We start from the raw sequence: 19,195 nt of genomic DNA, 5'->3' as shown, positions 1-19,195 counted from the left end.
GTCATGGTAGTAGGAGATTTCCCAATCGAAACAGATACTCTTGTCATCGGTGCAGGTCCTGGTGGATATGTAGCTGCTATTCGTGCTGCACAGCTTGGACAAAAAGTAACAATCGTTGAAAAAGGAACACTTGGCGGTGTATGTCTAAACGTTGGCTGTATTCCTTCAAAAGCATTAATCAATGCTGGCCATCGTTTCGAAAATGCTAAGCATTCTGAAGACATGGGTATCAAAGCTGAAAACGTAACAGTTGATTTCACAAAAGTTCAAGAGTGGAAAGCTTCTGTTGTAAACAAATTAACAGGTGGAGTTCAAGGTCTTCTTAAAGGGAATAAAGTAGACATCGTTAAAGGTGAAGCTTATTTCGTAGACAGCAACTCTGTACGTGTAATGGATGAAAATTCAGCACAGACTTACACTTTCAAAAATGCAATTCTTGCAACTGGATCTCGTCCAATTGAATTGCCTACTTTTAAATACACAGACCGCGTGATCAACTCAACTGGTGCTTTAGCGCTTAAAGAAGTACCTAAAAAATTAGTTGTCATCGGTGGTGGATACATCGGTACTGAGCTTGGTACTGCTTATGCAAACTTTGGAACAGAAGTTGTGATCCTTGAAGGTGGAGACGAAATCCTTCCAGGTTTCGAAAAGCAAATGAGCTCATTGGTTAAACGTAACCTGAAGAAAAAAGGAAACGTTGAAATCCATACAAACGCACTTGCAAAAGGCGTTGAAGAAAAATCTGATGGTGTCACTGTTACGTTCGAAGTAAAAGGCGAAGAAAAAACAGTTGATGCTGATTACGTACTTGTGACTGTTGGTCGTCGTCCAAACACTGATGAGCTTGGTCTTGAGCAAGTTGGTGTTGAATTGACTGACCGCGGAGTTGTCAAAACAGACAAACAATGCCGTACAAGCGTATCTAACATCTATGCAATTGGTGACATCGTTGATGGACCACCACTTGCTCACAAAGCTTCTTACGAAGGTAAAATTGCAGCTGAAGCAATCGCTGGAGAGCCAGCTGAAATTGATTACCTTGGTATTCCTGCTGTTGTATTCTCTGAGCCAGAACTTGCAACTGTTGGATACACTGAAGCAGAAGCAAAAGCAGAAGGAATCGAAATCGTTGCAGCGAAATTCCCATTCGCAGCGAACGGACGTGCACTTTCTCTTGATGCAACTGATGGCTTCATGAAAATGATCACTCGTAAAGAGGATGGTCTAGTTATCGGTGCACAAATCGCAGGTGTTGGCGCTTCTGATATGATTTCAGAGCTTAGCCTTGCAATTGAAGCTGGAGTGACTGCTGAAGATATCGCAATGACAATCCACGCTCACCCAACATTAGGTGAAATTACAATGGAAACGGCTGAAGTAGCAATTGGAAGCCCAATCCACATCGTAAAATAATGAACCTATGAAACCCTCTCCTTGATGGAGAGGGTTTTTTTGGCGCCCTGAACACATATAAAAAACCCCTCATGAGGTGAGGGGGTTCAGCGTGTAGACAAACCCTCGCATTCTTTGTCAGTCCTGCGCGCTAGTGCTCACGAATGTCAAATTCGCTCCGCAAAAGTAGCTGTCCTTCCTAGACTTCAAAGGTTTTCTATCACGCTGAAAAGAAGACAAAGAGCTAAAATAAAGATCATTTTAGCCCTTTGTCAACAATCTGAAACCCCTCATGAGGTGAGGGGTTTTTTCATATGGTTATATATAAGTGCAAGGAAAATATCATTAGTTTGTATTGACGCGGTCCAAAGCATGGCATAAGGGCGATAAGATCTCCTGTTTACTGCGGACATTTCCTTCAACCTTGACGATGACTTTTTCATCATTGACAAGTAAAATAGCTGGCAGTTCATCAACTTCATTTTTCCAGCCTTTACGATCTTCTTTCACAATCATTTTTGACATTTCCTTAGGGTATTCATTTTTTAAATCGAGGACTGCATCATAATAAGGGCTTTCTTTATCAAGATTTTCTGCATCAGTAAAAAAGAGAATTCTCGGTTTTTGAATATGACGGACTTGGTCGGTCTGATTCGGTATGATATACGCAAATGAGCATGAACTAAGTACAAAGAGCATGGGGAATATAATGAGAAGTGTCCTCATAAAATTCAATCTATTCACCTCAAAATCATTTGGGGTTGTCCCAACATTTTTAGGAGCTTGTTCCCTGTTAGTCACTCTAGTGTATCATGTCCCTTTTGACAATTTTCGATTGTTACTCAATTGTTACAGAATTGATATGAAGGAAAATACAATTGAAACGTTCCCTCAATATGATGAGAAAAAAGCACATATTTATAAAAAATGATTAAATGTGTCATACAATTAACCGTTGACAACTTAATTGTGACATCATATTATAGAGATATGAAATAGATCAAACGCTTACAAACTATGAATGAAGAAAAGGGGAATGTACGTGGGTACAATTATTTGTCAAGATTGCAATGAAACCATTGATCAATTTGAAAATGAAAAAGTGATAACGTTATACGGAACATGTGGTCACTGTCATTGCTGTGATGAAGCCTCTGAATAAATAAAAAAGCATGCAGCTCCATTTGGGGCTGCATGTTTCTTTTTTATAAAATTGGTTTTTGTTCCTTAATCACACGAATCATTTCGAGCGTTGAATCTTCAGGCCCTTGGACAGGGAGACCAATTTCAATGTTTTTAAAGATATACGAAACATTTTCTTCTGTGATAATTTCACCTGGTATAAAAATCGGAATACCTGGCGGGTACACCATGACAAACTCTGCGATGATGCGGCCGGCTGCTTCCTTAAACGGAACGACTTCTGTTGTGGCATAAAAGGCGTCACGCGGCGTCATAGCAAGCGATGGGATCTCAGGCAGCAGCACTTCCGTTACCGCTTGTTTGCCGCTCTCACATGTAGAGGCTGCGGCAATTTCCTGCATTGCTGTCACGAGCGTATCAATCGTTTCATCTGAATCGCCAGGGGTGACGATACATAAAATGTTGTACAGGTCAGAGAGTTCTACTTCAATGCGGTAACTTTCTCTCAGCCACTTTTCGACATCATGTCCATTTAACCCAAGGTCTTTAATGGAAATAATTAATTTCGTTGGGTCATAATCGTAAGTAGAAGCTGAACCGAGTACTTCCTTGCCAATGCAGCTAATCCCGTCAATTTGATTCAAGCGGTCTCTCGCTGATTCAGCCAAACGAATGGCTTCTTCTGCAAGTGCCTTTCCTTCAGTGGCTAATCGCTTTCTAGCGACATCAAGTGACGCTAAAAGTAAATAAGAAGTGGACGTTGTCGTCAGCATACTCAAGATCGACTGCACGCGGTCTTTTGAAACAAGTCCTTCTTTCATATTTAAAATAGAGCTCTGCGTAAGAGAGCCGCCGAGTTTATGAACACTTGTTGCTGCCATGTCGGCACCTGCCTGCATCGCAGAGAGGGGAAGTTCATCGTGAAAATGTATATGCACACCGTGTGCTTCATCGACAAGGACAGGCACATCAAATGAATGGGCAATGTCTACGATTGATTTTAAGTCTGCTGAAATACCAAAATACGTTGGATTAATGACAAGCAAACCTTTCGCATCTGGATGCTCAGTGAGCGCCTTTTTGGCTGATTCAGGTGTAATACCGTGAGAGATACCAAGCTCTTTGTCTATTTCTGGGTGAATAAAAACAGGAACTGCGCCAGAAAATACAATCGCGGACATAATCGATTTATGGACATTACGCGGAACGATGATTTTATCCCCGGGCCCGCATACCGTCATCACCATGGTCATGATGGCGCCGCTTGTTCCTTGAATGGAGAAAAACGTATGATCAGCACCGAAGGCTTCAGCAGCAAGCTCCTGTGCTTCTTTTATCATCCCTTTAGGTGAATGTAAATCATCGAGAGGTTCTATATTAATGAGGTCAATGCTTAAAGCATTGTCGCCAATGAATGCTCTAAATTCAGGATCCATTCCGGCTCCTTTTTTATGGCCTGGAATGTGAAATTGGACTGGATTGGCTGCTGCGTGTTTTTTTAGTCCAGTGTATAAGGGTGTATCATGTTGTGACAATTGCTTTCCCACCTTCATCGAAATACCTGCTATTATTGTGCCAATAACAGCAGATTTCATTGCATAAAACAAAAGAATTATATTATGAACTGATCGGAATGTAAAGCATAAAATCAATCGGTTTCTGATCAAACAGATGCTATAATAAAAGTTCAAATCAGAAATGAGTGTTAAAGTGAGGGACAAGTAAATGGAATATCAATATCCAATGGATGTCGACTGGACGACAGAGGAAAAAGTTGCGGTCATTTCATTTTTTCAGGCTGTTGAAAAAGCCTATGAAAAAGGAATTGCGAAGCAGGAGTTACTGGATGCTTATAAACGATTTAAAGAGGTTGTGCCATCAAAAGCAGAGGAAAAAACGCATTGTGCGGCATTTGAAAAGGGAAGCGGGTATTCCCCTTATCGTGCAGTGAAAACCGCAAGAGAGGCAGAAGAGACAGCCATTATACGTATGTAAAAAACGAGCCTATAAGGGCTCGTTTCAGCATATAGACAAACCCTCGCATTCGGTGTCAGGTCTCCGTGCCGGTGCTCACGAATGTCAAATTCGCTCCGCGCCGGTACTCGTCCTTCCTAGACTTCAAAGGTTTTCTATCACGCTGAAAAAGAAGACAAAGGGCTAAAATCACAATCATTTTAGCCCTTTGTCAACAATTTGAAACGAGCCTATAAAGGCTCGTTTTTTTATACAGATTCTTTCTGTGTGAAACGGTATAGATACGTCAGCGTACGGAAGGCATTTTCGATTTTTGATAGAAATTCTTCATTATTCATTTGAACGACTTCCTCTCTAGGCAGCTGAATGCCGCAAAGAAGCTCGGCTTTCTTGACTGTTTGAACACGTTCAAACAGCGTTTTCAGCTGTTCGGAATCTAGTTCGCTGTGACGCATGACATCTGGTTTCATATGATCTTTAGACCAAACAAAATCTTGCGGTATTTTCTGCTGGATGGTGTCTAGCTCTTTTTCAAATAGCTGACCGTACTCACCTTTTACTGGAGATTCATAAATGAGCGCAAACCATACAAAGACATGTGTTTTCCAAAGTCCAATTTGAAAGTGAGGAAGTTTTTTATATCCTCGCTTACTGTTTGCAAAAGCAACCCACGTATCATTTGGCGGATTGACTGATCTTCTAGCATGCTTTGCGACGTGTACAAACATTTCGTCTCCTGTAATAGAAGAAAGAAGTGGTGCAAAATGTTCACCAAGTGCCTCAAGCTTTGGACGGACTCTTTCTTTTAATACAGTCATTCGTTCATCTAAACCATCAACTGTGAATGTCTCAAAATCTTCATCTCTAAAACGCATTTCACCCATGTTATGCCTCCTGTATCTTTTCGCTGATCATATTTTATCATAGCTTGGGTCAAGCTCAAAAAAAGATGCACCGTCAGATCAAAGATTGTAAAGGACGTGGTGCAGCGTTTAAAACCATTCATTTTGTGGTACATAATCAATAGGTAAAGACACAATTTTCAGAATGTCGTTGCGGTTATGCGATCGCTTCATACGATATAAGCAAGAACCATTTCTCTTATCGATTGAATTTTTTATCAATGAAAACTGACAAGGAATGAATCATTCTCTGGAAGGGGCGTTGACCAATGAAGCAAATCGTGAAGCAGGGGTATAGACAGGAGAAGAAGAATCGCATCGCTGTGTGGAGATTAGAGGTTGATTATGAGCTTTCTACGCTTCATGAAGCCATCGAACAAAAAGATGACATCCAAATTGAACGAAGCAAACGAAAGCTTGAGCGCCTAAGAAAAGAATGGGAGCAGCTTCAAGGGTAAAACAGGGTGAGGTAAAAACGAACCAATTCATCGGTTCGTTTTTGTATGAAGCTGCTTTTTTCTTGCTTTTACGTACATAATATCAGTATGCTATTACAAATAGGTTCTACATAGAAAAGAGGTTTACAATCTGATGACAAACTGGGTGGAAATTGACCGTCTTGCAAAGCTTTGGGTAAAAGAAGCGGGGAGCCGTATTAAAGCGTCCATGCAGGAAGGTCTATCAATTGAAACAAAATCAAATCCGAATGATCTTGTCACGAATATCGATAAGGAAACAGAACGTTTTTTTATTAAAAAAATACAATCGACATTTTCAGATCATCACATTTTAGGAGAAGAGGGACAAGGGGAAGAGGTGACCTCACTTGATGGGATTGTGTGGATCATTGATCCGATCGATGGCACAATGAACTTTGTCCATCAAAAACGCAATTTTGCCATTTCAATCGGGATATTTGAAAATGGTGTGGGGAAAATCGGTCTTATTTATGACGTCATTCATGACGAGCTCTACCATGCCATCAAAGGAGAAGGAGCTTATATGAACGATATCCTGCTCCCGCCATTAAAAGACGTGGAGATTGAAAAAGCCATTGTGGGTATTAATCCAACATGGGCGATTGAAAGTCCTTATTTTGATGCTAAACCGTTTGCCCGTCTTGTACGTGACGTGAGAGGGACACGAACGATTGGATCAGCTGCACTTGAGCTTGCTTATATTGCAAGCGGAAGAAGTGACGCATATGTCACGTTAAGGCTTGCGCCGTGGGATTATGCAGCGGGCTGTGTACTGCTTGATGAAGTAGGGGCTGTTTACTCAAATATCCACGGAGAACGTCTTACGTTCCTAGACAAAAACAGTATAGTGGCCGGAAATCGATCGATTTGCGAAAAAATCTTGCATGATTACATAAAAGGAAGCGGAAATAAAAAATAAACGAAATCACTTCATGAGAATGAAGTGATTTTTTGTTTTTCCTGAAACTTTTTGGTAAGGCGAATGTCTATACGAATGAGGCCTTAATTTCATGTAAAGGATTGTGTATCAATGTTTGATTTGTTTAGTGATTTATCGCTCCATTTTGAAAGGTATTTTATTTTAAACGAGTACAGTATCCACATCATTCAATGGTGTGTACTTGGACTATTTGTCCTTTTCATGACACTTCCCATATGGAAAGAAAAGAAGAGTGGTTATGCATTCTATGCTGGAATCGTATTAAGAGTTGTTCTGCTTGGAGGTATGACAGTTGAAATGATCCACCAAGTCTTAGCTAGACAGTATACGATCGAAACATTTGAAGTGCTGACAGATTTCATGCAATTTCTCATCTATGGGTATGTCTTGCTTGCATCACTGTACTATGTGATTACTCTTCCTTATTTAAAAAATAGAGGTATGTTTTTTGCTTTTGATTTATCTGTATTACTTCTGCCTTTATGTCAAACAGTGTTTATTGTGTTTGCTGAAAGCAAAAAGTTCTTTCTTAGCGGTGATACGGGGCTAGTATGGAGAGATATGATCACCATTTTGGTTATGGCTTGCTTTACCGCTTTGCTGCTGCACCTTTTCTTTCGCTTGTTTTGGCACTGGAAGTGGAAGGAATTGCTTTTATTCTATGGTTTGATTTTTGCAGCCTTGCTTTATATATTTTATCCTTCTATTTCGAAGTATGAGCTTCAATCGACATTTAAATCGATTGTCATTTTAGTAGCAGCAGCAGGAAGCTTTATGACGATTTATTTGTTATCTGCTTTACTACGGAACAAGGTGAGATTAAGGCAGTGGGGCGCTGGTTGTATAGCTGTCTTTTTTCTGCTATTACTCAACCCGATTGTCAATATTCCTCATACCATGTTCCAATTCACCAAAACGGAACTGGTAGATACTTTTTCAGATGAATATCGCCCTTTATCAGCAATAAGTGCAAAAGCATTCGCTTCAAAATTTGTACCAGAGGATCAATCGCTTTATTTAAATGCTAGTCATCAGCCTATCCCTTATCATTACGTGTTTGCAGATGATCAGTATGAAGTGAATATTTCTGCGTTTACAGGTGAATTAAGCGAATATTCTTATCGAGGTCGTGTAGAGGGAAAGGAACTGACCGATAAAGAATATAGGAAAAAAACCATCGAATTTTTCGAAAGAAGCGGGCGGTCAATTGATCTACAGCGCATTCAATTAGCTGTAAAAAAAGAGGGCGGAGAGACGGACGTTCTTCTTCTGCCAAAAATGTCTCAGAATGAAGAGGACAGTTTAGCGTTTGCCACCTGGAAAAAAGGGACGCTTCGACAAGCAGGATACGTAAACGCCATCTTTCAATTAAAGGATATAGACGGAATCCATCTAACAGAAACGGAGATAAAAAACAGGATCAACAGTATTTATAAACATTTAAATCTAGAGCCGCCAGCTTATCAAATCACAGGCATTGATGAATTTTATTTTGATTGGCAGCATGAAGTGAGGGTCACAACTAAAGATCACTCGGAGTTTCTGTTTAATGGCTCAACAAAAGAAGTTATCAGCTTTAAGCTGTCAAAAGCGATTCTTCAACAGAAAAAAGGGAACGTCAGCGATGAAGATTTGTTAAAAATCATAGGGAAAACGCCAAAAGACGTAAGGAAAGAAACAGGCACTAGTGAAAGTAAACAATATACATTTAAACACTCCTCTCAAGTCGTTAATCTGTTTAAAGGGGATGATGGAATTGAGTTGAGAGTGCAAGTTGCTTCTTCTATCCCGCACGCAGTATCTAATCAAGATCGTGAGGAAGTCTATCAGCAAGTACTTAAAAGGTATAAACCATATACGATCTATAAAAAACAAATAAAACCTGTGAGAATGATCGACAAAGAAGGAAACATCGACAATTCATGGCTTGTCATCATACAAACCTTCGGATCAAATGAGCATAAAATCTATGAAGTGAATGGGCGAACAAAAGAGGTGCATCGTTTTGACAGATAAAGAAAAACAAGCCATCTTTCAAGACTTATATGAACTGTATCAAGAAGGGGATCTAGGAGCCGAGGCAGCCAGCTGGATGAAGGCACACGAACAGCAATTTCAGCATGTGGCCTCGGGAAGAAAGCAGTCTTCAGCGCCGATGGAAAGCCATAATGACTATGACGAGTTAAAACGCATGAAAGGGTTTATTTATTCGTTATACTTCTTTTTTATCGTTTTATCGATTTGGATGACTGTGTGGTTTTATTTTTGATGTCCAGACCAGCTGATCAAATTGAAAAAATCTATGAAGATTATTTTCAGGAAATCACCAAATATTTATATCGCCGGACGGGAAATATGGAAACGGCCAAGGACCTTGCGCAGGACGTATTTATCAAGGCGCTGCATGGGTTGTCCTCCTTTAAGGGACATTCAAGTATAAAAACATGGCTTTATACCATTGCGTATCACACATTTGTAAATGATTATCGCCGAAAAATAAAATGGACTTTTACGAACGTAGAAGAAATGGATTTCTTAGAGCAGCAGTCGTTTACAACACCAGAAGATCACATCGAAACACAAGCTGACATAGAAAGGCTGTGGCATCATATTCATCAGCTGAAGGATTCATATCGGGAGGCCCTCATTTTAAGAGATATTCAAGAATTGTCATATGAAGAAGTAGCTGAAATTTTGAATTGGACTTTATCTAAAGTCAAAACAACCCTTCATCGAGCGAGATTAGAGCTGAAACGAATGCTACATTGTGAGGAGTTCAATAAATGAGCTGTTATTTGATTGAAGAATTGTTACCACTTTATATAGAGCGGGACACAAGTGCAGAAACAAATAAAATTGTTGCAGATCACATACAATCCTGCGAGAGCTGCCGTCACCTTTATCACGAAATGAAAGAGCCAATAATCCTTATCCAGACTCCTGATCTCGTGCCGTATATAGATGAAAAGGAAGAAAAAAGAAAATTTGAAAAGCGCTACTATGGCAAGCTGCTATATCGAGCAAGTATCGCGTTTGGTATAGGATACGTCATGATGATCATTCTTTATTGGCTGAAATAAAAAACCCCCATCTGGATGAACCAGGTGGGGGTTTTTCTGAGCTTAGCTTAATTTTTCTTTCGCAATTTGAACTGCGTCATAGAACACTTTTAATTGTTCTTGAGGAATTTTCTTAAGCATTTGGTTGAAAACAAGTAATTCAGTAGAGCTGAATCCAAGACCTTTTGCGATTTTTGAATCAATCACAACGTTTCCTTTTTTGTCTAGAACAAGAGCATCACCAGCAAGATCAGCAATTCTGATCACTGATTTGAAAAGCTTTTCGAATTTAGCCGCTTCTTCTTTTGTAAGACCAAGTTCAACAGCTTTTTCTGCATCAAAAACCAATTTCCCTTTTTCGTTTTTAGTGAGGCTTTCACTGAAAACGATTGTAAGAACAGCTGCGCGATCTAAGAATTTCTCAGCAGTCGCCGCTTCTTCTTCAGTTAGTCCGAGCTCAACAGCTTTTTTCACATCAAATGTGTAGTTGTTGTCTTCCTCAACAAATGAATTGATGAGAATGTTGATGACACGCTCGTTTTTCTCCAATAATTCTTTAATGATTTGCTGCTGTTCAAAAGGAATTCCTTTGAAAGTTGCAGCGCTTGCTTGCCCAGGAGCTACTGTTGTGAAAGTAAGAATGATAGCTAAAGCGAAAAATACAACAGAGCTGAGCGATTTGCTCAAAAACTTCTTCATGCTTCTTTTCTCTCCCTTTTCTGTTAAATTTTGTTGCAAGAAAAGCATACCATGAGAAACTTTGTGGAAGAATAGGAAAATTGTAACTTTCTGTTTGATTTTGGAGAACTATAAAAGTTCTTGTCGAAAAATGGAGGGGTTCAGATTGCTTACTTTTGTCAACTCTTCAAGATATGTTCTGTCTGATGAAGGAGCTTTCATAGGTGATTTGTCTTGTTTTTAATCAAAATAAAAAGCCTTCTACATGTAGAATGTAAAAGGCTTTTAACTAATTTTATGATTGCACGTTTAATTTTCTTTTTAATGTAAATCCTGTACCCATGAAAATCATGGCGAACACGATACTTAAACATGTGCCCAGTATGTTTTTTTCTGCAAGAGATACCCCAATAAACGCCATACTGACAACTGCAAGTAATGCACATAATAATAGAAGCCATTTGATTTGTTTCATTTGTCTCCATCCCTTTTTTTAGAGTTAATATAAGTTTACAGAAAAACGATCGGCATTTAAAGGGGATTGTGATATAATATGAAAGTTATCTAATTATTTTAGGAGATGAAAATGTGAAACTTCGAAAAGACCTTCGCAACATCGCAATTATTGCCCACGTTGACCATGGTAAAACGACGCTTGTTGACCAATTGCTCCATCAAGCTGGTACTTTCCGTGCGAATGAAAATATCGCTGAGAGAGCCATGGATTCAAATGATTTAGAGCGAGAGCGCGGTATTACGATTTTAGCTAAAAATACTGCGATCCATTATAAAGATACACGCATTAATATTTTAGATACACCAGGACACGCCGACTTCGGTGGTGAAGTTGAGCGTATCATGAAAATGGTAGATGGTGTACTTCTCGTTGTGGATGCTTATGAAGGCTGTATGCCTCAAACACGCTTTGTGCTGAAAAAAGCACTTGAGCAAAACTTAACACCAATTGTTGTCGTCAATAAAATTGACCGCGACTTTGCTCGTCCGGCTGAAGTAGTCGATGAAGTGATTGACTTGTTCATTGAATTGGATGCAACAGAAGAACAGCTTGAATTCCCAGTTGTCTATGCATCTGCAATCAATGGTACAGCAAGTAACGATGCGAGCAAGCAAGATGAAAACATGGAATCATTGTTTGAAGCCATTGTGAACCATATTCCTTGCCCAGTTGATAACCATGAAGAGCCGCTTCAATTCCAAGTGGCACTACTTGATTACAATGATTATGTTGGCAGAATTGGAATTGGCCGTGTATTCAGAGGAACAATGGAAGTAGGACAGCAAGTGGCCTTGATGAAAATCGACGGCACAGTGAAACAATTCCGTGTAACAAAGATCTTTGGTTTCCAAGGATTAAAACGAGTGGAAATCAACGAAGCGAAAGCGGGAGATCTTGTCGCTGTATCTGGAATGGAAGACATCAACGTAGGTGAAACGGTTTGTCCGGTAGAACACCAAGAAGCACTTCCAATCCTTCGTATTGATGAGCCGACACTTCAAATGACGTTTGTTGTAAACAACAGCCCATTTGCTGGCCGTGAAGGAAAATACGTGACATCACGTAAAATCGAAGAGCGTTTAGAGCAGCAGCTTCAAACAGACGTCAGTCTTCGTGTGGATCCAACTGATTCACCTGATGCTTGGGTTGTTTCTGGGCGCGGAGAACTTCATTTATCCATTCTCATTGAGAATATGAGACGTGAAGGATTTGAATTACAAGTATCGAAGCCAGAAGTTATTGTTAAAGAAGTTGATGGTGTTCGATGTGAGCCTGTTGAGCGCGTTCAAATTGATGTACCAGAAGAGCATACTGGCTCTGTAATGGAATCAATGGGTGCAAGAAAAGGTGAAATGATTGACATGATCAATAATGGTAACGGTCAAGTTCGCCTGATCTTTACAGTGCCATCACGTGGTTTAATTGGTTATACAACTGAATTTCTTTCATTAACTCGTGGTTTTGGTATTTTAAACCATACGTTTGACAGCTACCAGCCAATGCAGTCTGGTCAAGTTGGCGGACGCCGTCAAGGTGTACTTGTTTCAATGGAAACAGGTAAAGCGACTGCTTACGGAATCCAAGGTGTTGAAGAGCGCGGTGTGATCTTCGTTGAGCCGGGTACTGAAGTATACCAAGGCATGATCGTTGGGGAGCATAACCGTGAGAATGACCTTGTTGTGAACGTAAGCCGTATGAAACAACAAACAAACGTACGTTCAGCGACGAAAGATCAAACGGTTAGCATGAAAAAACCTCGTATTATGTCACTTGAGGAATCTCTTGAGTACTTGAATGAAGACGAATACTGTGAGGTTACACCTGAATCAATTCGTCTTAGAAAGAAAATTTTAGACAAAAACGAACGTGAGAGAGCAGCGAAGAAGAAAAAGCTAGCAGGATTATCTTAATTCCATGAAGAATTAAAAAAGATAGAACCCTGAAAGATAAGGGGAGGGAATCTTTTTGAATGATCAGGAAGTAAGTGAAAATCTATCCTTTTTCGCGATGCTGTTTCGTGTCGATGAAAATCCGCAAACAGGGATGTGGCTCCTATATGGCACCATCCTTGTTTTAGCGATTATTGTTTTTAAGCTCGGTTTTGCAAGACGCTTACCGATTTTAAAAGCGCTCGTGATTTATTTGTTTTTGATTTTTGGCTGCACGTTTCTTACATTTCTAGGAATCTTCCTGCCAGTAGCGGAAGGACTGGTTGTGGCAGCTGCCATTTTGATTATTTATAAAATACGGCTGCATCGTGCGAAAAAAGAAGGAACAGTCAATACGTAAAAAAAGACCTGAACATGTGTCAGGTCTTTTTTATGTCTTTTGTTCTTTCTTTCCTTTTTTCTTCTTTTTCTCTTTCGTCGCAGGATCTTGATAAAGAGAGAATCTGCCGGTTTTGATGCGGGCTTCTGTTTTTATTTTAATACGTTCTTGGCAGTCATCGCACATATATGTATGAATGGGCCGGTTTCTTAACCGTTTAGCAACGAGTGTATCATCATCAATGGTTTCAAGCTTTTCACATAATGAGCACTTCACTCTCATCATTTTCACCTCACTTTATTGCATTTATTATAGCATGTTTTACAGACACTTAAAATCAGCGTAGAAAAAGGCTTATATCATAGGAGATATAAGCCGTTCTCATTATTTCTTCTGATTCATATGATGGTTCGATTGGTCGTTTTGATTTTTTTCTAACTGCTTTTGATCATGTTCTTTGAGCTGATTATTCGGGTCATTTGTCGGGTCTTTTTCGTTACGTTCGATCTCATTTCTCGGCATCTCTGGCATCACGCGGCCGACAATGGCAGCTAGTTCATCCATAATTCCGCTTACAGGGCGGCCTGCTTGAATTTCTTTGCCCATTTCTTTTAAACGGCTGACTGTATCCGGGTCAGCAACCACAACTGCATTTGCACCTTCAGGGTCATTTCTCAGCGCTTTTGCAACTGAATATTTAATGGTTTCTACTTTGCTTCTATCTAAATCATCTTTTACATCAATACCAACAACAGCATAGCGTCCGATGACGATTGCCGTTGCATCATTGACATCTGCTACGTGCTCTGTCACATTGACAAGATGCTGCGCAACATCTGTGGATGGGCGGGCTTGATTGGTCTCTTTCTTGGATGAGTCAGACACTCTTACTAAGTGCTGGCGTCCATCTTGCTTGTCCAGCGCTTCTGGCTTTTCCTGCTGCTGGCAAGCGCCTAACAGAATGATCGTTTGAATCATGAATAATGTTAAAAATAGTCGCATCTAAATTCCCTCCTTCACAAACTGCATGATTTATTTTATTGTTGAATTAACCTTCTAACTTTATTCATGAAAACATATATTTTAACAATCGTTTTGGGAAAGACAAGGATGAATGAAACCCCGATCAGGAGGCGAAGGACCTGAGTAAAATTTATGTATTAGACACAAATGTGTTATTACAGGATCCGAATTCAATCTTTTCATTTGAAGACAACGAGGTCGTCATTCCGGCCGTTGTGTTAGAAGAAGTAGACTCGAAAAAGAGATACATGGACGAGGTTGGGCAAAACGCCCGGCGCGTTTCACGTTTAATCGACGGTTTGAGATCGAAAGGGAAACTGTATGAAAAAATTACGCTAGAGTCAAAAGGGACGCTGCGAATTGAGCTGAATCACCGCTCTTTCCATGAGCTTCAAGAAATTTTTATTGAAAAAACGAATGATAATCGGATTTTGGCTGTCGCGAAAAATTTGAGCTTAGAGGAAGAAACAAAGCCTCACGGACGGCCTGTCATTTTGGTCAGCAAGGATGTCTTAGTCCGGGTAAAGGCAGATGCCATAGGTCTCCAGGCAGAGGACTTCTTAAGTGACCGTGTGCTGCAAAATGAAGACATTGATAACGGCTATCATGAGCTCTATATTCCGACGGAGCAATTGAATACATTTTATAAGCAAAGTCAATTGCCATTGAAAGAAGTCACAAGTGCACCATTAAACCCTCATCAATTTGTCATTATGAAGGGGAATGAAGGCGGCTCTGCTTTAGGAATGCTTGATCAAAAAGCAGAGCACGTGAAACGGCTTATTTATGATCAAGAGCATGTTTGGGGAATCCGCCCGAAAAATGTTCAGCAGACGATGGCCCTAGAGCTGCTATTGCGCCGTGATATCCCGCTCGTGACATTGATCGGAAAAGCGGGAACTGGTAAAACACTGCTTGCACTGGCTGCCGGATTAATGCAGACAGAGGATCTCGGCATGTTTAAAAAACTGATCGTAGCCCGTTCCATTGTTCCTGTTGGCAAGGACTTAGGCTACTTGCCAGGTGAAAAAGAAGAGAAACTCAGACCATGGATGCAGCCGATCTATGACAACCTAGAATTTTTATTTAATACAAAAAAACCTGGTGAACTTGACGCGATTTTGGCGGGAATTGGTTCTATTCAAGTGGAAGCTTTAACGTATATCCGCGGAAGAAGTATCCCTGATCAATTTATTATCATTGACGAGGCGCAGAATTTAACGAAACACGAGGTAAAAACATTATTAACGCGAGTCGGAGAGGGAAGTAAAATTGTGCTGATGGGGGACCCGGAGCAGATCGATCATCCTTATTTAGACAGCTTAAATAATGGACTTACGTATGTCATTGAGCGGTTCAAAGGACAGCAAATATCTGGACATGTCAAGCTTGTCAAAGGAGAAAGGTCTGGACTTGCACAGCTTGCAGCTGATTTGCTGTAGTCCAGACCCTCTGTCTTATGTAATGATAAGCTCTTTGACACCTTTTATCGGCTGAGTGAGGTTGGACTGATCCGCGAAATAAACGTGGATTGGTCCTTCTTCTGTCATAGGCTTCCCATTTTGGCTGAAGTGTGCAATGCTTTCCATTGCCTGAGAAAGCGGCACAGCAATTGTCCCTGTTTCTGTGACAAATTCGCATGTATCTGCATGTTCAAGCGGTTCTGCATTTTTTAGCATATCACCTAGCTTCATTCCGAAGCTGCCTGTGACGAGTCTTTCCTTTTCGTACTTTTTCTCTGTTTTTAAAGTGGGTGGAAGTGTTTGCCCTTCTCTAATCACCCGCTCTTGGTCAAGCTCCTGATCCAGCTGATTTTCTTCATTTGCCGTGCTTTTTTCAAAAAATGAATCCATTAAAAATTTGCGGTCATCAAAAATCCATACGCTTGGATCAATGGTGATCTTGTACTTTACGTTCCCCTTAATTTGAATGATGCTCATGTTCAAGACAACCCCTTTCCACCATAAATTATAGAAGTTTTCGCCTGCTTTGTCACTTTCATAAACATGCTTCTCCTTGTACACACTAATCGTACATGAAAGATAGGGAGGATGTTGGGCATGGCATGTCGTGACAATGAAGAGCTTAAGCGATTTGTGGAGGAAGCAAAAAAAGTGGCCAAAGATGGCAAAGTAGCATCCTATATTCCCGCTCTTGCCAAAGCGGAACAGACAGATTTATCTGTGGCTGTGTACCATGTGAGTAATACTTGCCACTCGGCAGGAGATGTAGATAAACGCTTTACCCTTCAAAGTATTTCTAAAGTATTAGCCCTTGCGCTCGTGCTTTCAGAAGAAGGGCCCAAAAAAGTCTTCCAATTTGTTGGACAAGAGCCAACAGGTGACCCATTTAATTCAATGATTAAGCTGGAAACAGCAAGTCCGAATAAGCCGCTGAATCCAATGATTAATGCAGGAGCGCTTGCAGTCACAAGCTTAATAAGAGGAGCGACTCCGCAAGATCAGCTTAACCGCCTTCTTAGCTTTATTAGAGAGCTCGCAAATGATAAAAGCATTACATACTGCAAAGAAACAGCTGCATCCGAATTTGAGACTTCGATGATTAACCGGGCTATGTGCTATTATATGAAGCAATATCATATTATTAGAGGGAACGTAGAAGAGGTCATGGATGTGTATACGAAACAATGCGCCATTATGATGAACAGCTTAGATTTGGCGAAAATTGCTTGTGTTTTTTCATTAGATGGCAGACATCCAGAGACGGGGCAGCAAATTCTTTCAAAAGATGTCGCTAGAATTTGTAAAACCTTTATGGTGACGTGCGGAATGTATAATGCAAGCGGGGAATTTGCCATTAATATCGGCATACCCGCTAAAAGCGGTGTTTCAGGCGGGATTATGGGAGCGGCTCCATATGATTTTGGGATCGGAATTTTCGGTCCTGCTCTGGATGAAAAAGGGAATAGTATTGCTGGAATTAAGCTGCTTGAGCTCATGAGTGAAAAATATGAGATGAGTATCTTTTAATGATGTATGTCTTCTTTTTATTTTTACAATGCGAACTGTACAAATCTGCTTGCAATTTTGGCCGTTTCGCTTTATGATAAATAGAAGAATTAGGTACTCGCCTGGGGAACGGAGGGATACTTTTGGCGTCAGAAATTTTAGTCGATCATCGGCAAAAAGCACTGGCTTTATTAAAATTGGATGCAGATAAAATTTTAAAATTGATCCAAGTGCAAATGGACAACTTAACGATGCCGCAATGTCCTCTTTATGAAGAGGTTTTAGATACTCAAATGTTCGGATTATCGCGAGAAATTGATTTTGCTGTCCGGCTTGGATTAGTTGATCAACATGAAGGCAAGAAACTACTCGATAAACTTGAGAGAGAGCTTTCCGCACTTCATGATGCGTTCACAAAAAAATAATGATTGAAAACTCAAACTTCCACAACATAAGTTTGAGTTTTTTTGTCCCCTATTTTCTTTTGATGGATTGACGGCAAACGGACTTGATTCTTTCATGAATGACGAACAATATAAAAGAGGTAAAACGGGATCAAACGGAGAAAATGTAGTAGAATAAGAACAGCTAAGAAGATATCAAGCAGTAGAAACAGACGTTAGGAAGAGGATTATATGTTAAAGAGAATGCTAAAATCGTATGACTACTCATTATTGTTCGCCATTATCTTAATCAGCGCATTCGGTTTGGTTATGGTGTATAGCTCAAGTATGATTACATCTGTTATCAGATACGATGCCGCGCCAGATAATTTTTTTAAAAAACAGCTCTTATTTATGATTGTTGGGGCAGCCATCTTAATCTTTACGGCATTATTTCCATATCAGCTGTTTTCAAATAAGAAATTCCAGATTGGTATGCTGCTGCTTTCAGTTTTTTCCCTCATCTATGTGTACTTTGGTGGTCATATTGCAGGGAACGCAAGAAGCTGGATCAAATTAGGCCCTTTTAGTCTTCAGCCAGCTGAATTCGTGAAGATTGTTGTCATTATCTATCTTGCTGCGGTGTATGCAAAAAAGCAGCATTATATTGATCATATTTTAAGAGGTGTTACGCCTCCGATCGTGATTGTCTCTATCCTGTGCGGATTTATCATTTTGCAGCCGGACTATGGGACAGCCTTTATTATTGGCATGATTGCCCTTGCGATGATTTTATGCTCAGGTTTTAGCGGCAAAACGCTGGCGAAGCTGCTCGCGCTATTTAGTGCAGTAATGGTCGTCGTAACTCCATTTATTATTCTTTTTTGGGATAAAATTTTCACGCAAAATCGTCTCGGACGTTTTGAGAGTTTCCAAGATCCATTTAAAGATGCAGGGGCTACAGGGCATCAATTGATTAATTCATATTATGCGATTGGATCAGGCGGCTTTTTTGGACTCGGTCTAGGGGAAAGCGTTCAAAAGTACGGGTATCTTCCAGAGCCGCACACAGACTTTATCATGGCAATTATCTCGGAAGAACTTGGCTTTTTCGGCGTGTTTTTTGTTCTCGCTCTTCTTGGTTTCATCGTCGTGAAAGGTTTTTATATTGCGAGAAAGTGTGAAGATCCGTTTGGAAGTTTGCTTGCAATAGGAATTTCCTCCATGATTGCTATCCAAACTTGTATCAATTTAGGCGGTGTTTCCGGTCTTATTCCGATCACTGGGGTGACACTTCCGTTTATCAGCTACGGGGGATCGTCCATCATTTTACTTAGCATCTGTATGGGAATGTTGCTGAATATCAGCATGTTCACTGAATATAAAGAGCGTTACAAAAAGAAAAAATCAATGAGCAAAGCATCAGTTGAAAAAAATGGATTGCAGAAAACTTTGAATCTTTAGA

The 19,195-nt window shown here is 40.2% G+C and carries 23 protein-coding genes; 15 read left to right on the top strand and 8 right to left on the bottom strand.

Annotated features, from left to right (window positions below; translation table 11 throughout):
• The first annotated feature begins 3 nt into the window (after nt 1-3).
• The gene (gene lpdA, locus MHI60_RS00375; protein ID WP_039178233.1) at nt 4-1,416 is read left to right on the top strand and encodes a dihydrolipoyl dehydrogenase; all 1,413 of its coding nucleotides are present in this window, start codon (nt 4-6) and stop codon (nt 1,414-1,416) included.
• Nucleotides 1,417-1,740: 324 nt separating this feature from the next.
• Here lpdA and MHI60_RS00370 read toward each other — a convergent pair whose 3' ends face one another.
• A complete protein-coding gene (locus MHI60_RS00370; protein WP_223250976.1) occupies nt 1,741-2,121 on the bottom strand; it encodes a hypothetical protein in 381 nt (126 codons plus the stop codon).
• Nucleotides 2,122-2,437: 316 nt separating this feature from the next.
• Here MHI60_RS00370 and MHI60_RS00365 point away from each other — a divergent pair, with 316 nt between their 5' ends.
• Nucleotides 2,438-2,557 carry a GapA-binding peptide SR1P gene (locus MHI60_RS00365; protein ID WP_144485113.1) on the top strand — a complete coding sequence of 40 codons (120 nt, stop codon included), beginning with the start codon at nt 2,438-2,440 and terminating at the stop codon, nt 2,555-2,557.
• Nucleotides 2,558-2,600: 43 nt separating this feature from the next.
• Here the strand turns inward: MHI60_RS00365 and MHI60_RS00360 are convergent, their stop codons facing one another.
• Nucleotides 2,601-4,073: an aminotransferase class I/II-fold pyridoxal phosphate-dependent enzyme gene (locus tag MHI60_RS00360; RefSeq protein WP_095408684.1), complete on the bottom strand. Its 1,473-nt coding sequence runs from the start codon at nt 4,071-4,073 to the stop codon at nt 2,601-2,603.
• Nucleotides 4,074-4,263: 190 nt separating this feature from the next.
• On the opposite strand from MHI60_RS00360, the gene MHI60_RS00355 reads away from it, so the two are divergent.
• The gene (locus tag MHI60_RS00355; RefSeq protein WP_095408389.1) at nt 4,264-4,533 is read left to right on the top strand and encodes a UPF0223 family protein; all 270 of its coding nucleotides are present in this window, start codon (nt 4,264-4,266) and stop codon (nt 4,531-4,533) included.
• A 227-nt stretch (nt 4,534-4,760) separates the two neighbouring features.
• On the opposite strand, the gene MHI60_RS00350 is transcribed toward MHI60_RS00355, so the two are convergent.
• Nucleotides 4,761-5,396 (bottom strand): DUF1054 domain-containing protein, encoded by a 636-nt coding sequence (locus tag MHI60_RS00350; RefSeq protein ID WP_095408390.1) that lies wholly within the window; start codon nt 5,394-5,396, stop codon nt 4,761-4,763.
• A gap of 287 nt (nt 5,397-5,683) precedes the next feature.
• Here MHI60_RS00350 and MHI60_RS00345 point away from each other — a divergent pair, with 287 nt between their 5' ends.
• From MHI60_RS00345 to MHI60_RS00320, 6 genes are all read left to right on the top strand, one after another.
• The gene (locus MHI60_RS00345; protein ID WP_024424761.1) at nt 5,684-5,872 is read left to right on the top strand and encodes a hypothetical protein; all 189 of its coding nucleotides are present in this window, start codon (nt 5,684-5,686) and stop codon (nt 5,870-5,872) included.
• A gap of 133 nt (nt 5,873-6,005) precedes the next feature.
• Nucleotides 6,006-6,812: an inositol monophosphatase family protein gene (locus MHI60_RS00340; RefSeq protein ID WP_144485115.1), complete on the top strand. Its 807-nt coding sequence runs from the start codon at nt 6,006-6,008 to the stop codon at nt 6,810-6,812.
• Between the two features lie 111 nt (nt 6,813-6,923).
• Nucleotides 6,924-8,849: a hypothetical protein gene (locus MHI60_RS00335; RefSeq protein ID WP_144485117.1), complete on the top strand. Its 1,926-nt coding sequence runs from the start codon at nt 6,924-6,926 to the stop codon at nt 8,847-8,849.
• On the top strand, nt 8,839-9,102 hold the full coding sequence (locus tag MHI60_RS00330) for a hypothetical protein (RefSeq protein WP_095408392.1): 264 nt from the start codon (nt 8,839-8,841) through the stop codon (nt 9,100-9,102). Before MHI60_RS00335 ends, MHI60_RS00330 begins: the two co-directional genes overlap by 11 nt.
• Nucleotides 9,102-9,620: a sigma-70 family RNA polymerase sigma factor gene (locus tag MHI60_RS00325; protein ID WP_189310131.1), complete on the top strand. Its 519-nt coding sequence runs from the start codon at nt 9,102-9,104 to the stop codon at nt 9,618-9,620. The genes MHI60_RS00330 and MHI60_RS00325 overlap by 1 nt, the downstream gene beginning before the upstream one ends.
• Nucleotides 9,617-9,913 carry a zf-HC2 domain-containing protein gene (locus MHI60_RS00320; protein WP_095408394.1) on the top strand — a complete coding sequence of 99 codons (297 nt, stop codon included), beginning with the start codon at nt 9,617-9,619 and terminating at the stop codon, nt 9,911-9,913. The genes MHI60_RS00325 and MHI60_RS00320 overlap by 4 nt, the downstream gene beginning before the upstream one ends.
• 42 nt (nt 9,914-9,955) lie before the next feature.
• Here MHI60_RS00320 and MHI60_RS00315 read toward each other — a convergent pair whose 3' ends face one another.
• Nucleotides 9,956-10,591, bottom strand: a complete 636-nt coding sequence (locus MHI60_RS00315; protein WP_095408395.1) for a hypothetical protein — start codon at nt 10,589-10,591, stop codon at nt 9,956-9,958.
• Nucleotides 10,592-10,865: 274 nt separating this feature from the next.
• Nucleotides 10,866-11,045, bottom strand: a complete 180-nt coding sequence (locus MHI60_RS00310) for a DUF5325 family protein (protein ID WP_142944707.1) — start codon at nt 11,043-11,045, stop codon at nt 10,866-10,868.
• A 113-nt stretch (nt 11,046-11,158) separates the two neighbouring features.
• Here MHI60_RS00310 and typA point away from each other — a divergent pair, with 113 nt between their 5' ends.
• Nucleotides 11,159-12,997 carry a translational GTPase TypA gene (gene typA / locus MHI60_RS00305; protein ID WP_095408397.1) on the top strand — a complete coding sequence of 613 codons (1,839 nt, stop codon included), beginning with the start codon at nt 11,159-11,161 and terminating at the stop codon, nt 12,995-12,997.
• 55 nt (nt 12,998-13,052) lie between these two features.
• Nucleotides 13,053-13,376 (top strand): YlaH-like family protein, encoded by a 324-nt coding sequence (locus MHI60_RS00300; RefSeq protein WP_003210819.1) that lies wholly within the window; start codon nt 13,053-13,055, stop codon nt 13,374-13,376.
• 30 nt (nt 13,377-13,406) lie between these two features.
• Here MHI60_RS00300 and MHI60_RS00295 read toward each other — a convergent pair whose 3' ends face one another.
• Nucleotides 13,407-13,640 carry a YlaI family protein gene (locus MHI60_RS00295; protein WP_223250959.1) on the bottom strand — a complete coding sequence of 78 codons (234 nt, stop codon included), beginning with the start codon at nt 13,638-13,640 and terminating at the stop codon, nt 13,407-13,409.
• A gap of 99 nt (nt 13,641-13,739) precedes the next feature.
• Entirely contained in the window at nt 13,740-14,357 is a 618-nt protein-coding gene (locus MHI60_RS00290; protein ID WP_048238848.1) for a YhcN/YlaJ family sporulation lipoprotein, read from the bottom strand.
• 140 nt (nt 14,358-14,497) lie between these two features.
• Between MHI60_RS00290 and MHI60_RS00285 the strand changes: the two genes are divergently transcribed.
• Nucleotides 14,498-15,820: a PhoH family protein gene (locus MHI60_RS00285; protein WP_144485119.1), complete on the top strand. Its 1,323-nt coding sequence runs from the start codon at nt 14,498-14,500 to the stop codon at nt 15,818-15,820.
• Between the two features lie 15 nt (nt 15,821-15,835).
• Here MHI60_RS00285 and MHI60_RS00280 read toward each other — a convergent pair whose 3' ends face one another.
• Nucleotides 15,836-16,318, bottom strand: a complete 483-nt coding sequence (locus tag MHI60_RS00280; RefSeq protein WP_095408400.1) for a hypothetical protein — start codon at nt 16,316-16,318, stop codon at nt 15,836-15,838.
• A 120-nt stretch (nt 16,319-16,438) separates the two neighbouring features.
• Between MHI60_RS00280 and glsA the strand changes: the two genes are divergently transcribed.
• From glsA to ftsW, 3 genes are all read left to right on the top strand, one after another.
• Nucleotides 16,439-17,368, top strand: coding sequence for a glutaminase A (glsA, locus tag MHI60_RS00275; RefSeq protein WP_095408401.1), 930 nt, complete (start codon nt 16,439-16,441; stop codon nt 17,366-17,368).
• Between the two features lie 122 nt (nt 17,369-17,490).
• Nucleotides 17,491-17,772, top strand: coding sequence for a YlaN family protein (locus tag MHI60_RS00270; protein ID WP_003212509.1), 282 nt, complete (start codon nt 17,491-17,493; stop codon nt 17,770-17,772).
• Nucleotides 17,773-17,982: 210 nt separating this feature from the next.
• Nucleotides 17,983-19,194 (top strand): putative lipid II flippase FtsW, encoded by a 1,212-nt coding sequence (gene ftsW / locus MHI60_RS00265; protein ID WP_144485121.1) that lies wholly within the window; start codon nt 17,983-17,985, stop codon nt 19,192-19,194.
• The last annotated feature ends 1 nt before the right edge of the window (nt 19,195 follow it).

Source organism: Bacillus sp. FSL K6-3200 (assembly GCF_038630485.1).
Lineage (GTDB): Bacteria > Bacillota > Bacilli > Bacillales > Bacillaceae > Bacillus > Bacillus safensis.
This window is presented reverse-complemented; position numbering and strand designations above follow the sequence as displayed.